This window comes from Azospirillum sp. NS33, assembly GCF_059703765.1.
In genome coordinates, this window is the sequence record NZ_BAAKJB010000026.1 from 65,214 (window position 1) to 77,745 (window position 12,532).

The 12,532-nt window shown below is 73.7% G+C and carries 10 protein-coding genes; 7 read left to right on the forward strand and 3 right to left on the reverse strand.

Annotation, left to right across the window (positions count from 1 at the left end):
* The first annotated feature begins 51 nt into the window (after positions 1–51).
* Positions 52–702 (forward strand): class I SAM-dependent methyltransferase, encoded by a 651-nt coding sequence (locus tag AC6H2I_RS21415; protein WP_497502744.1) that lies wholly within the window; start codon positions 52–54, stop codon positions 700–702.
* A 123-nt stretch (positions 703–825) separates the two neighbouring features.
* The gene (locus AC6H2I_RS21420; RefSeq protein ID WP_497502745.1) at positions 826–2,337 is read left to right on the forward strand and encodes a UbiD family decarboxylase; all 1,512 of its coding nucleotides are present in this window, start codon (positions 826–828) and stop codon (positions 2,335–2,337) included.
* 4 nt (positions 2,338–2,341) lie between these two features.
* On the opposite strand, the gene AC6H2I_RS21425 is transcribed toward AC6H2I_RS21420, so the two are convergent.
* Positions 2,342–3,184 (reverse strand): phasin family protein, encoded by an 843-nt coding sequence (locus tag AC6H2I_RS21425; protein WP_497502746.1) that lies wholly within the window; start codon positions 3,182–3,184, stop codon positions 2,342–2,344.
* A 194-nt stretch (positions 3,185–3,378) separates the two neighbouring features.
* Between AC6H2I_RS21425 and AC6H2I_RS21430 the strand changes: the two genes are divergently transcribed.
* From AC6H2I_RS21430 to AC6H2I_RS21445, 4 genes are all read left to right on the forward strand, one after another.
* Positions 3,379–4,503, forward strand: coding sequence for a DUF3616 domain-containing protein (locus AC6H2I_RS21430; RefSeq protein ID WP_497502747.1), 1,125 nt, complete (start codon positions 3,379–3,381; stop codon positions 4,501–4,503).
* Between the two features lie 127 nt (positions 4,504–4,630).
* Positions 4,631–5,053 (forward strand): DoxX family protein, encoded by a 423-nt coding sequence (locus tag AC6H2I_RS21435; protein ID WP_497502748.1) that lies wholly within the window; start codon positions 4,631–4,633, stop codon positions 5,051–5,053.
* Between the two features lie 117 nt (positions 5,054–5,170).
* Entirely contained in the window at positions 5,171–6,376 is a 1,206-nt protein-coding gene (locus tag AC6H2I_RS21440; RefSeq protein ID WP_497502749.1) for a multidrug effflux MFS transporter, read from the forward strand.
* Between the two features lie 93 nt (positions 6,377–6,469).
* Positions 6,470–7,825 carry a TldD/PmbA family protein gene (locus AC6H2I_RS21445; RefSeq protein WP_497502750.1) on the forward strand — a complete coding sequence of 452 codons (1,356 nt, stop codon included), beginning with the start codon at positions 6,470–6,472 and terminating at the stop codon, positions 7,823–7,825.
* Between the two features lie 18 nt (positions 7,826–7,843).
* Here the strand turns inward: AC6H2I_RS21445 and AC6H2I_RS21450 are convergent, their stop codons facing one another.
* Positions 7,844–8,623 carry a class I SAM-dependent methyltransferase gene (locus AC6H2I_RS21450; protein WP_497502751.1) on the reverse strand — a complete coding sequence of 260 codons (780 nt, stop codon included), beginning with the start codon at positions 8,621–8,623 and terminating at the stop codon, positions 7,844–7,846.
* Positions 8,624–8,669: 46 nt separating this feature from the next.
* Between AC6H2I_RS21450 and gloB the strand changes: the two genes are divergently transcribed.
* Positions 8,670–9,431 (forward strand): hydroxyacylglutathione hydrolase, encoded by a 762-nt coding sequence (gene gloB / locus AC6H2I_RS21455; RefSeq protein WP_497502752.1) that lies wholly within the window; start codon positions 8,670–8,672, stop codon positions 9,429–9,431.
* A 45-nt stretch (positions 9,432–9,476) separates the two neighbouring features.
* On the opposite strand, the gene AC6H2I_RS21460 is transcribed toward gloB, so the two are convergent.
* Positions 9,477–12,476 carry an ATP-binding protein gene (locus AC6H2I_RS21460; RefSeq protein ID WP_497502753.1) on the reverse strand — a complete coding sequence of 1,000 codons (3,000 nt, stop codon included), beginning with the start codon at positions 12,474–12,476 and terminating at the stop codon, positions 9,477–9,479.
* Positions 12,477–12,532: the final 56 nt, after the last annotated feature.

A 12,532-nucleotide genomic window follows, 5' to 3' on the forward strand; every position in this document is an offset into this window, starting at 1 on the left:
ATAAGCCGTCCGGCCAATCCTCGCCCCCTCCGAACAGGACACCCCCCCGCGATGAGTTCCCCCGCCGTTTTCGTCCGCGACAACACCGTGGTGGCCGTTCCATCGCTGATTCCGGACCTCCGCCTCCACCTCGCCACCGAGGTCACGCCGTTGTGGGAGGCGACGGAGGCGTCGCTGCAGCGCGACAACCTGCCGCCCCCCTATTGGGCCTTCGCCTGGCCCGGCGGCCAGGCGGTCGCGCGTTACGTTCTCGACACACCGTCGGTGGTGCGGGGCCGCCGCGTGGTGGACTTCGCCGCGGGCAGCGGCGTGATCGCGATCGCCGCCATGCGGTCCGGGGCGGCCCACGCCCTGGCCCTGGAGATCGACGCCTTCGCGGTGGCCGCCATCGGCCTCAACGCCGCCCTGAACGGCGTGGCTGTGGCCGCCGCCGGCGACGACGTGGTGGGCCGGCCCCTGCCGGGCGTCGACGTCGTGTTCGCCGGCGACGTCTGCTACGAGAAGCCGATGACGACCCGGGTGGTGCCCTGGCTGCGCGGCCTCGCCGCCGCCGGGATCACCGTGATCCTCGGCGACCCCGGGCGCACCTACCGCCCCGACGACGGGCTGGAACGGGTGGCCCGCTACGACGTCCCCACCTCCCTGGAGCTGGAGGACCGCACGGTGCGGACCACGGACGTGTGGCGCGTGCTGGCGCGCTAGGCGGTCCCGCCGGCGCCACTCCGCGCTTGACGAACGGGGCGCGCGGTCGTTGCCTAGCGCCGGCGCCGCCGCTGGCGGCGCCCGCCCCGCCCTGCCCCGCCTTCCAGCCCGGACCCGCCCGCCATGCCCTACGCTTCCCTGCGCGACTTCCTCGACCGGCTGGAATCCAGCGGGCGCCTGGTGGTGGTGCGCGAGCCGGTCTCGACGGTGCTGGAGATGACCGAGATCCAGACCCGCCTGCTGGCCGAAGGCGGCCCGGCGGTGCTGTTCGAGACCGTCGTGAAGGCCGACGGCACGCGGTCCGAGATGCCGGTGCTGGTGAACCTGTTCGGCACGGTCGAGCGCGTCGCCTGGGGCATGGACCGGGAGCCGCACGAGCTGCGCGCGGTCGGCGAGACCCTGGCCTTCCTCAAGCAACCGGAACCGCCGGGGGGCCTGCGCGAGGCGCTCGGGATGATCCCTCTGGCCCGCACGGTGATGGCGATGAAGCCGAGAACCGTCGGCTCCGCGCCCTGCCAGGAGGTGGTCCTGAAGGGCGACGAGGTGGACCTCGGCCGGCTGCCGGTGCAGAGCTGCTGGCCCGGCGAGCCGGCGCCCCTGATCACCTGGCCGCTGGTGGTGACGCGGGGGCCGACCGGCAAGCGCGAGGACGACTTCAACCTCGGCATCTACCGCATGCAGGTGCTGGGGCGGAACCGCACGATCATGCGTTGGCTCAAGCACCGCGGCGGGGCCCAGCACCACCGCCGCTGGGCGGCGGCGGGCAAGCCGGAGCCGCTGCCCTGCGCCGTCGTCCTGGGGGCCGACCCCGGCACCATCCTGGCCGCCGTGACGCCGGTTCCCGACACCCTGTCGGAGTACCAGTTCGCCGGCCTGCTGCGCGGCCGCAAGGTCGATCTGGTGGACTGCAAGACGGTGCCGCTCAAGGTTCCGGCCCACGCCGAGATCGTGCTGGAGGGCCATGTCAGCCTGGACGAGACCGCCGACGAGGGGCCCTACGGCGATCACACCGGCTACTACAACGCGGTGGAGCGGTTCCCGGTGTTCACCGTCACCTGCATGACCATGCGGCACCGGCCCATCTACCTCTCCACCTTCACCGGCCGCCCGCCCGACGAGCCCTCGGTGCTGGGCGAGGCGCTGAACGAGGTGTTCATCCCGTTGCTGACCCAGCAGTTCCCCGAGATCGTCGACTTCTGGCTGCCGCCGGAGGGCTGCTCCTACCGGATCGCCGTGGTGTCCATGCGCAAGGCCTATCCCGGGCACGCCAAGCGGGTGATGATGGGCGTGTGGTCGTTCCTGCGGCAGTTCATGTACACCAAGTGGATCATCGTGGTGGACGACGACATCGACGCCCGCGACTGGAAGGACGTGATGTGGGCGGTGTCCACCCGCATGGACCCGGCCCGCGACATCACCGTCATCGAAGGCACGCCGATCGACTATCTCGACTTCGCCAGCCCCGAATCGGGGCTGGGCGGCAAGGTCGGACTCGACGCCACCAACAAATGGCCGCCCGAGACCAAGCGCGAGTGGGGCGAGAAGATCCGCATGAGCGACGACGTCGTCGACACGGTCACCCGCAAATGGGCGGCCTACGGCTTGCCCGGCAGCGGCCGCCCGATCTGGAAGTGACCCGTCAGCCGCCGGTCGGGCGCACCAGGTCGCGCGAGGCCCGCAGCGAGATGTCGAACAGCCGCCCCTGCATGGCGAACCAGGCGCCCACCGCCTCGCCCAGCGCCTCGCCCTGCAGCGCCCCCACCTCGGTCGCCGTGGTGCAGCGGCTGAGCCGTTCGGCCACCGCGCCGCTGGCGTTGGCGGTGCGGTTGACATAGGCGATCCAGGCCGCCCCGGCCTCGCTGGCGGCCCGGGCGGCGACGTTCGGCGCGGTGCTGAGCGCCAGCATCCGCCCGCGCGCCGGCGCCGCGACCCGATCGAGGGTTCCCGCGGTCTTGAGCGCCGCGTCGGCGGCGGCCCGCATGCCGGCGCGCGCGGCCTGTCCGGCGCCCTGCACCCCGCGTTCGGCCACCTCCGCGCCCGCCCGGACGCCCTCGGTGACGGCCTCGTCGCCGGCCTTCAGGGCCTCGACCAGGGCGGTCTGCTCGTCGGCCCCCAACGCCTCGCCGACGGCGGACGGCAAACCCTTCCAGTGCTCGCGCAGGTGCCGCTGGCGCAGGTCGCGCAGCTCCACGACCTTGTCGGCGAAGGCCTCGCCCTCCTTGGGCAGCGCCGCCAGATCGCGCAGCATGCCGGCCACCGCCCGGTTCGCGTCGGTGGCGGCCGCCACGTAGGGCTTGGTGGCGTCGTGCCGGCCCAGCACCGGCAGGAGATGGCGTTCCTCCAGCGCGGTCTGGCGCTCCAACGCGGCGGTGAGGTCGGCCAGCAGCCGCTCCCGGGTCCTCACGGCGCCGGTGTCGGCCAGGGCGGCCAGCAGCGCGTCGGCCTTGGCCGGGAGACTCTGCAGAAGCTGTGTCACGGTCATCGGACGGGCTCCTTCGCGTGGTGGTGCCGCGCCGCCCGACAACGCCCTTTTCGCAGCGCAGCATGCCCGGTCAACCGGAGGTCCGGCGATCGGTTCCCGGCGGGGTCCGCCGATCGGTTCCCGGCGGGGGCCGCGTTGTGCACCCGCACCGCCATCCCCACAATGGGGGACGCCCCCCAACCGGAGACCCCGCCATGCCGCACCGCCCGGTCGACCGCCTCGCCGCCGTTCCGCTGGACTTCCGCCATCACACGGCGGTCGGCGAGCACCTCGACGAGCCGATCCGCGCCAATCTCTCGGCCATCGAGACCGCCGGAGACACGCTGTTCGCCGGCAGCGACGAGGGCGCGCGGCTGGAGCGCCTGCTGCGCCGCGCCGGCGACGAGGCCGGCTATGGCGACCACCGCTCCTACCCGCTGTCTGATTTCTTCGACCTGCCCGAGGGTCCGTCCGGGGAGGCCGACGTCGAGGGTCTGGCCCTGGACGACGGCTGGCTGTGGATCGCCGGCTCCCACAGCCTGGCCCGCAAGAAGCCGAAGCCGGACGAGCACGACAACGCGGCCTGCCTGGAACGCCTGACCGAGGTGAAGCGCGACGCCAACCGCTTCCTGCTCGGCCGCATCCCCCTCGTCGCGGCGACCGACGCCCCCGGCCGGTTCGATCCGGTGCGCCGCGAGGGGGCGCGCACCGCCGCGTGCCTGAAGATGGGGTCCAAGCGCAACGCCCTGGCCAAGCGGCTCAAGAACGATGAGCACATCGGCCGCTTCCTCGACGTGCCCGCGAAGGAGAACGGCTTCGACGTGGAGGGGCTGGCGGCGCGTGGCGACCGCGTGTTCCTGGGGCTGCGCGGGCCGGTGCTGCGCGGCTGGGCCTGCGTGCTGGAGCTGCGGGTGGAGGAGCACAAGACGGGGCGGCTGCGACTCGCCCCCGTCGGTCGCGACGGCGCCTGCTACGCCAAGCATTTCCTCGACCTCGACGGGCTGGGCGTGCGCGAGCTGACCTTCGACGGCGACGACCTGCTGATCCTCGCCGGACCGACCATGGACCTGGACGGTCCGATCATCCTCTACCGCTGGTGCGGTGCCCTCGACGCCACCGAGCAGACGGTCGTGCCGCGCGACCGCCTGACGCGCGCCATCGACCTTCCCCACGGCACCGGGTTCGACCACGCCGAGGGGATCGCCGCCATCGCCACCCCGCAGGGGCACCGCCTCCTCGTCGTCTACGACAATCCCGGGCCGGCGCGCCGGCACCCCGACGGCCGGGGAGTCGACGCCGATCTCTTCGCCCTGGGGTCCGCGGTGGAGCCGGCGGGCTGATCGTTGCTCAAAGCATGACAATATGTGGATGGAACGGCCGTTTATCGTGGACCGGGAAACCGCTTCAATCGCGGCAACGAAAGGCCCGCCCCGTGGCGGGTCGTCACCCACCCCCAGGGAGAGTTCCATGATCGACGACCGCACCGCCCCCTACGCCGCCCTGCTGCTCCGCGTCGCCCTCGGCGCCATGGTGCTGGCGCACGGCCTGATGAAGGTGTTCGTGTTCACCGTGCCGGGCACCGTCCAGTACTTCGAGTCCATCGGCTATCCCGGCGTCTTCGCCTACCTGGTCATTCTCGCCGAGGTCGGCGGCGGCGTGCTGCTGCTGCTCGGCGTCTTCTCCCGCGCCGTCGCGCTGGCCCTGATCCCGACGCTGATCGGCGCGACCCTCCAGCACGCCGCCAACGGCTGGGTGTTCTCGGCGCCCGGCGGTGGCTGGGAGTTCCCCGCCTTCTGGACCGTGGCGCTGGTGGTGCAGTCCCTGCTGGGCGACGGCGCATACGCCCTGCGGCTGCCGCTGCCCGGCCGGCCCGCCCGTTCCGCCGCGTAACGCGGTGGCCGGGTTGCCGAAATCGAGGTTCTCGGCAAGGGCAGCGCGCGGGTAGGCTTCGGCCGTCCCGCGCGCTGCGGGTCGTTCGTCCTTCCCGGCAACGCGCACGGACCCCCGATGACGGTGACCCCGCCAAAGCCTCCCGTATGGTTCCTCGTCGCCGCCACGGCGACCGGGCCGCTGGCCCTTAACATCTTCGTTCCCTCCATGCCCGGCCTGCCGGCGGCGTTCGACACGGTGCCGGCGACGGTGCAGCTCACCCTTTCCCTGTTCCTGATCGGGGTGGCCGTCGGACAGCTCGTCTACGGTCCGCTGTCGGACCGCTTCGGGCGGCGGCCGACCTTGCTCGCCGGGCTCGTCCTCTACACCCTGGCCAACCTCGCCTGCGCCTTCGCCCCCTCGATCGGCTTCCTCATCGTCGGGCGGGTGGCCCAGGCGCTGGGCGGCTGCGCCGGCATGGTCATCGTGCGCGCCATCGTCCGGGACGCCTGGTCACGGGAGGAGGGCATGCGGGTTCTGGCCCTGGTGATCGCCGGCATGGCCGTGGCGCCCATGGTGGGTCCGGCGATCGGCGGCATCCTCGACGACTGGCTGGGCTGGCGGGCCAGCTTCGTGCTGCTGGTGGGCTTCGGCGCCCTGATCGCCGTGGTCGGCCTGCGCCGCCTGGGCGAGACCAACCACGCGCCGGCCGCGCTTCCCGGCCCGGCGGCCCTGTGGGCGGCCTACGCCTCGCTGGCCCGCCGCCCGGTCTTCCTGGGCTACGCGCTGACCACCGCCTTCGCCACGGCGACCTTCTTCTGCTTCCTCGCCGGCGCGCCCTTCGTGATGGTCGAGCGGCTGGGCCGCACCCCCAGCGAGTACGGGATGTACTTCGTCCTGCTGTCGGGCGGGTACATGGCCGGCAACCTGGCCGTCTCCCGGCTGTCCGGGCGGATCGCCGGCGACGCCCTGGTGACGGCCGGCCTCACCTGCTCGCTGCTGGGGCCGCTGGCCTTCCTGGGCGTGCTGCTGGCCGACGCGCTCAGCCCGCTGACCCTGTTCCTGCCCTCCATCATCATGTGCTTCGGCAACGGCCTGTCCCTGCCCCCGGCGATGACCGCGGCGATCGGCGTGGACGCGCGCCTGGCCGGCACCGCGTCGGGGCTGCTGGGCTTCATGCAGATGGGCGCCGGGGCCGTCGCCTCCACCCTGATCGGCGCGGTCCAGGCCAGCGAGCCCATGGTGATGACGGTGGGCATGCTGCTGGCCGCGCTGCTCGCCTTCGCGTCCCTGGCGCTGGCGCGCTGGAAGGCGCCCGCCGCCGCCGCCGCCGGGGCGGAGTGACCGCCGCGCGGTTTCCCGCCGCATTGGCCCCTTGTGCTCTTCAGGACCGGGGCCCCATTTGCTAGACAGGCCGCAGACCTGACGGAGACGCCCATGCCTTCCCCGACCACCAGCCAGCCCGACGTCCTGAACCTGCTGGAGGATCTCATCCGCAAGGCCCAGGCGGCGGGGGCCGACGCGGCCGACGCGGTGCTGTTCGATTCCGCCTCCCTGTCGCTCAGCCAGCGCCTGGGAAAGCCCGAACGGCTGGAGCGTTCGGAATCGGGCGACCTCGGCCTGCGGGTCTTCGTCGGCCGGCAACAGGCCATCGTCTCCTCCACCGACCGCAGCGCCCGCGCCCTGGAGGAGCTGGTGGAACGCGCCGTGGCGATGGCCCGGGTGGTGCCGGAGGACCCCTATTGCGGCCTCGCCGACCCGGCGCTGCTGGCCACCGCCTGGCCCGACCTCGACGTGTGCGACCCGGCGGAACCCGCAGCCGACGAGATGATCGAGCACGCCCGGATCGCCGAGGAGGCGGCCATGGCGGTCGCCGGCGTCACCAACTCCGAGGGCGCCGACGCCGGCTGGAGCCGCTCCACCGTGGCCATCGCCGCGTCCAACGGCTTCGCCGGCACCTACGGGGTGTCGCGCCGCTCGCTCGCCGTGTCGGTGCTGGCCGGCACCGGCACCGGGATGGAGCGCGACTACGAGTACGATTCCAAGGTCTACGGCAGCGACCTGCGCGGCGCCGCGGCGATCGGCCAGGAGGCCGGCGAGCGCGCGGTGCGCCGCCTCAACCCGCGCAAGGTCAAGAGCCAGCGGGCCCCGGTGGTGCTCGACCCGCGGGTGTCGCGCAGCCTGCTGGGCCATCTCACCGGGGCGATCGGCGGCCCGGCGGTGGCGCGCGGCACCAGTTTCCTCAAGGACCGCATGGGCCAGGTGATCTTCGCCGAGGGCGTGACGGTGATCGACGATCCCCACGTCCGCCGCGGCCTGCGCTCGCGCCCCTTCGACGCCGAGGGGGTGGCGACGACCCGGCGCACGGTGATCGACGGCGGCCGGCTGACCACCTGGCTGCTCGACCTGCGTTCGGCCCGCCAGCTCGGGCTGGAGACCACCGGCAACGCCTCGCGCGGGACGTCGGGCCCGCCCAGCCCGTCGCCCGCCAACTTCTACATGATGCCGGGACGGCGCAGCCGCGACGCGCTGCTGGCGGAGATCCCCAGCGGCCTCTACGTGACGGAGATGATGGGCTCCGGCGTCAACGCGGTGACCGGCGACTACAGCCGCGGCGCCAGCGGCTTCTGGATCGAGGACGGGCGGATCGCCTACCCCGTCAGCGAGCTCACCATCGCCGGCAACCTCAAGGAGATGTTCTTGAACCTGGAGCCGGCCGACGATCTGGAGCACCGCTACGGCATGGACGCGCCGACCGTGCGGATCGACGGGCTGACGGTGGCGGGCACCTGACGCCGCACCGCCGGCGGCTCACGCCCCGCTGGGATCGCCGGCGGGATCGCCGGCGGGGCCGCCGGTGCGGCGCGCCGCGGCGGTGCCCCCGGGCATCGGCACGATGAGGCGGCGGCGGACCGGCTGCGCCTTGCGGGCCACGCCGGCGAAGATCTGCTTGGACGATTCGATCATCGTCACCCCGGCGAAGGCCTTGAACCAGCGCGTCCCCACCTCCTCCCACGCCGGGGCGGAGCGCAGCAGCACCCGCGACTTCACGGGCGGGATGAAGAGGGCGTGAGCGGTGCGCTCCGGCACGAACATGGTGTCGCGCAGCACCTGCTTGAGCTGCGACGGGGAGTACGGGAAGCCGTGGCCGAACGGCGTCCAGTCGGCGCGGGCCCACAGGCCGCGCCGGTTCGGGACGACGCTGAGCAGCCGCCCGCCGCCGGCCAGCACGCGCCAGATCTCCCGCATCATCGGGCGGAGCTGCTCGGTCCCCTCCAGGCCGTGGACCAGCAGCACCCGGTCCACCGACATGTCCGGCAGCGGCAGCTCGGCCTCGTCCGCCAGGGCGACCTGGCCCGGCCCCTCGCGCGGCCAGAACGTCACGCCCTGGGTGGCCGGCATCAGGGCCAGCACGCGGTCGGCGTCGTCGCGAAAGGGCCGGAGATAGGGCGTGGTGTAGCCGATCCCCAGCACGATCTGGCCGCGCACGTCCGGCCACAGCTCGCGCAGGCGACGGCGGATCATGCGCCGCGCCACCTGCCCCAGGCTGGACTCGTAGAACTCCCGCAGATCGACAATATCGGTGTACATGGTGGCCAGAGACTAGCACAAACCGACCAGGGAGGGGCAGAACCCCATGGAAATCCATCTGATCCCGGCGTTCGCCGACAACTACATCCACCTGCTGCGCGATCCCGCCGGCGGCGATGTCGGCGTGGTCGATCCGGGCGAGGCGGAGCCGGTGGTGGCCGAGCTGGAGCGCCGCGGCTGGCGCCTCACCCACATCTTCAACACCCACCACCACGCCGACCACACCGGCGGCAACCAGGCGCTGAAGCTGCGCTACGGGTGCCCGGTGATCGGCGCGCGCGCCGACGCCCACCGGATCGCCGACCTGGACGTCGGCCTGGGCGACGGCGACTCGGTGGCCTTCGGCGGGGAGAGCGGCACCGTGTTCGAGGTGCCGGGCCACACCGTCGGCCACATCGCCTTCCACTTCCCGCAAAGCCGGGCGCTGTTCTGCGGCGACACCCTGTTCTCGCTGGGCTGCGGCCGGCTCTTCGAGGGCACGGCGGCCCAGATGTGGACCGCGCTGTGCCGGCTGCGCGCCCTGCCCGGCGACACCCGGGTCTATTGCGGGCACGAATACACCCAGTCCAACGCCCGCTTCGCGGTGACCGTCGACCCGGACAACGCCAGCCTGCGCGCCCGCGTCGCCGAGGTGGCGGCGCAGCGCCAGCGCGGACAGCCGACCATCCCCACCACCCTGGACCTGGAGGGGCGGACCAACCCGTTCCTGCGCGCCGACGTCCCGGCGGTGCAGGCGGCGCTGGGCATGACCGGGGCAGCACCGGCGGAGGTGTTCGCCGAGATCCGGCGGCGCAAGGACCGCGCGTAGGGCCCGGCCACCGACGCGCCGCCCGGCGCCGCCCGGCGCCGCCGTTCAGGTCGACGCGGCGGACGACGGCGGCGGCGCCCCGCCGGGATCGCCATCGCCCAGCATCGCGCCGACATGGGCGGCCAGCTCGTCCGGCCGGAACGGCTTCTTCAGCAGGTCGATTCCGTCCGCGTCGTGCGGCTGTTCGGCGTAGCCGGTGATCATCAGCACGGGAAGCCCCGGGCGCAGGCGGCGGACCTCGCGCGCCACGACCGCCCCGTTCATGCCCGGCATGGCGTAGTCGGTCACCAGCGCGTCGACCGCCTCGCCCCGGCCCAGCCAGTCGAGCGCGCCGGCGCCGTCGCTCTGCGCGACCACGCGGTACCCCATCGACTCCAGCAGCGCGGCGATCCCGCCGCGCACGAGATCGTCGTCGTCCACCAGCAGCACGACCCGGCGGTCGCCGTCGGCGGCGAGCGGCGGCGGCGGCGGCGGCCGCTCCTCCGGTGCGGTGGCGCGGGGGAGATAGAGGCTCACCGTCGTTCCGCGCCCGGGCGCACTGGCGACGTGCACCCCGCCGCCGGACTGGGCGGCCATGCCGTGCACCATGGACAGGCCGAGACCCGACCCCTTGCCGATGGGCTTGGTGGTGAAGAACGGCTCGAACACGCGGGCAAGCGTCGCCGCGTCCATGCCGCTGCCGGTGTCGTCGACGCGCACGACGACGTAGTCGCCGGGCTTGAGGTCGGCCGGCCGGCCGGGCTGCCCGGCGCGGCGCACCGGCTCGTCGGCGATGCGCAGCGTCAGTTCGCCGCCGGACGGCATGGCGTCGCGGGCGTTGATCACCAGGTTGAGCACGGCCGCCTGGAGCTGCGCCTGATCGGCCATGGCCGGGCTCGTGCCCGGCGCGACGTCGATGCGGATCGCCATCAGCCCGCCGAGCGAGCGTTCGAGCAGGGGGCGCATGCCCTCGAACAGGGCGGCGAGGTCGGTCGGCTGCAGCACCAGCCTCTGGCGCCGGGCGAAGGCCAGCAGGGATTCCGTCAGGCGGGCGCCGCGACCGACCCCGTTCAGCGCGGCGTCGTAGAGCGCGCGCGTCGGCCCATCGGGCACGTGCGGCTCCAGCGCACCAAGGCAGCCGGCGATGCCTTGGAGCAGGTTGTTGAAGTCATGGGCGACGCCGCCGGTGAGCTGGCCCAGGCTCTCCATCTTCTGCGCATGGACCAGCTGGGCGGTGCGCTCCTCGACCCGCCGCTCCAGGTCGCTGTGGGCCAGCGCCCGGTCCAGCGCCTGGGCGGTCAGGTCGGCGAGCGCCCCAAGGAACGCCGCCTCGTCCTCGGTGAAGTCCCGGTCGCGGTCGAAGTCGAAACTGACGAAGCCGAGCACCGGCACCGCCCCGCCCTCGACCCGCAGCGGAAAGGCGGCGGTGCCATGGACGCCGCTGGCGCGGAGCCACTCCGCCAGCGCGGGGAAACGGGCGGCGAACGCGTCGCGCCGGCCGACGATCACCGGATCCAGCGTTGCCACGGCCACGCCGGCGGGGAAGGCCGGCGCGTTGGGAAGCCAACGCCAGTCCGCCATGTCGGCATCGCGGTGGCCGATGGCGGCGATCACCTCGAACCGCCGCCCGTCCTCCACCAGCAGGCCGAGCGCCCCGCGCGGTGCCCCCGACACCGCCGTGCCCGTGCGCACCGCGGCGTCGGCCACGGTGGCCGGCGTTCGTGCCCTCGACAGGGTCGCGGCCAGGCGCTGCAGCGCCTCGACGCGCTCGCGGGCCGCCGCCTGGGCGGCCTCGGCGCGCCTCCGCTCGGTGATGTCCGCGGCCATGCTGACGACGAGGCGCCGCCCTCCGGTGTCGGTCCCGACCGGGGCCGAGGAGAACTGCCAGACCCGCCGGCCGCCGTCGGCGGTGCGGATCTCGTACGTATCCTCCTCGGCCGGCCCCTCCAACCCGTACAGCCGGTCGATCCGCCGCCGGATGGCGTCGGCATCGGAGGCGTACGCCCGTTGGGTCCAGGCGGCGATGGTGGGAATGTCCTCCAGCCGGTAGCCCGTCAGCCGGGTCCAGCTCTCGCTGATCGCGAGCACCCGGCCGTCCTCGGCGTGGACGATCACCGGCACCGGCGCGTACTGGACGACGCGGCGGAAGCGGTCGGCGTTGGCGAGGCGGTCCCGGTCGACACGGTCGCGCACCGACCGTTCGCGGTCGAGCCAGGCGGCGTGGTGCAGGACCAGCACGGACAACACCAGGATGCCGGCGATGGTGATCAGCGCCGGCCGGAAATCCGCCCCGTAGAGCCCGAGGTGGACCCCCTGCATGGCCAGCACCGCGAACAGCATGGGCAGGCCGACGACCGCCGGCAGGAGCCACCGCGCCACCTGGGCTCCGGGGCCGCGCCCGGTGAGGCGCCGCACCCAGCCGGCCCGGGGATGCTGGGCCAGGACCCCGACGAACAAGGCCGCCAGCCCGGCCGCGGTGGGCAGGGCCAGCGGGGTGAAGAACAGCACGTCATACACCGCCCGGGTGTTGAAGAGGTACCCGAGCAGGGCGACGCCGACGAAGGCCAGCCCGCCCGTCGCCAGAGCGACCCGGGCCGTCGCGAACCGACGGGGCGCCAGCCGGTGCAGCGCCTGGGCGGTGGCCAGGATGACGAAGCCGATCGCCGTCGCCTGGGACATCCGGCCGGGGTGGGGATAGGCGGTGGGCTGGTCGGACAGCGCGGCCGGGAACAGCAGACGGTCGACCCCCAGATCGGCACCCGTCGCGTGCTGCACCAGCATCAGCGCGCCCAGCGCGAACACGGACGCCAGGCAGGCCACCGCCACGGCGGCGGCCGTTCCCGGCGCCCGACCGGCCAGCAGCGCCGCACCGCCCAGCGCCATGGCCACCGCGGTCCAGGGCTGCATCGCGACCATTCCCGGGACCAGCCCCAGGACGAGGTCGAGGTGCAGCGCCCATCCCGCCAGCGCCAGCACGGCCAGCAGCCCCGCCGCCAGGCCACAGGCCGCCGGGACGCGACGGCCGCGGCCGACCCGGTGCAACGCGCCGCCCCGCCTGGTTGCCATCCCTGCCCTCACCCCTGGGTGCCTCGAGGCCGCCCGTGCCGGAGCGGCGGACCGCC